Origin of the sequence: Sulfuriferula multivorans (assembly GCF_003851125.1) — a bacterium.
GTDB classification, from domain to species: Bacteria; Pseudomonadota; Gammaproteobacteria; order Burkholderiales; family Sulfuriferulaceae; genus Sulfuriferula; species Sulfuriferula multivorans.
This window is the reverse complement of sequence record NZ_BGOW01000077.1, coordinates 1-646: the sequence shown is the minus strand read 5'-3', so window position 1 is coordinate 646 and position 646 is coordinate 1. Positions and strand designations below refer to the sequence as shown.

1 protein-coding gene is annotated in these 646 nt (G+C 46.3%); it reads right to left on the bottom strand.

Annotated elements, in window-relative coordinates:
- Positions 1 to 142 precede the first annotated feature (142 nt).
- Positions 143 to 646 (bottom strand): ankyrin repeat domain-containing protein (locus tag EI185_RS17620; protein ID WP_133372252.1); only part of this gene is annotated, 504 nt, incomplete at its 5' end.

Below are 646 nucleotides of genomic sequence, written 5' to 3'. Positions count from 1 at the left end.
AGCAGCGCGATTTGAAACGAAACAGAACAGGAAATAATGATGAACTAAAAAACATCAACAGCACTTGCGAATTTGGGGAAGCCCTTGTAGTAAAATTGAGGGGCTCGCCGCGCTTCTCGGCGAGTCCCGCTCGAATGCCGGGTTAGCCCTCGGCACGTTCAAGGAGCGCCACAACCTGCGGGCTTCCAAAATCACGGGCACTGTCCAAAGGCGAATTTCCCTTTGCATCAGTTGCTCTAACATTTGCACCCGCACTAATAAGGGCAACAATTGAACTTTCTTTCCCTCCAGTAACGGCAAGATGAAGTGGTGTGTGGCCATTAACCGATAACGCATTAACATTTGCTCCGTGCTTCAATAACGAATTAACTGCAACTGAACTACCGCACACACAAGCAAGGTGAAGCGGCGTCCAATTTTCTGTACCTGTTGGCTCTAACGGTGAATCATACTTCAACAATATTTCAATAATCTCAGCTTGATCATTAGCCGCTGCCCTGTGAATTGGCAACCAACCAAATTTATCAGGTCGAGCTATTAATGCACCAGCGTGACACATATTTCGAACGCGTTTAACTTGGCCTTCAATAATGGCTTTAATAAATGAATGATGAGCAGGCTTGCGTGGCATTTTAAGGGCTAACGT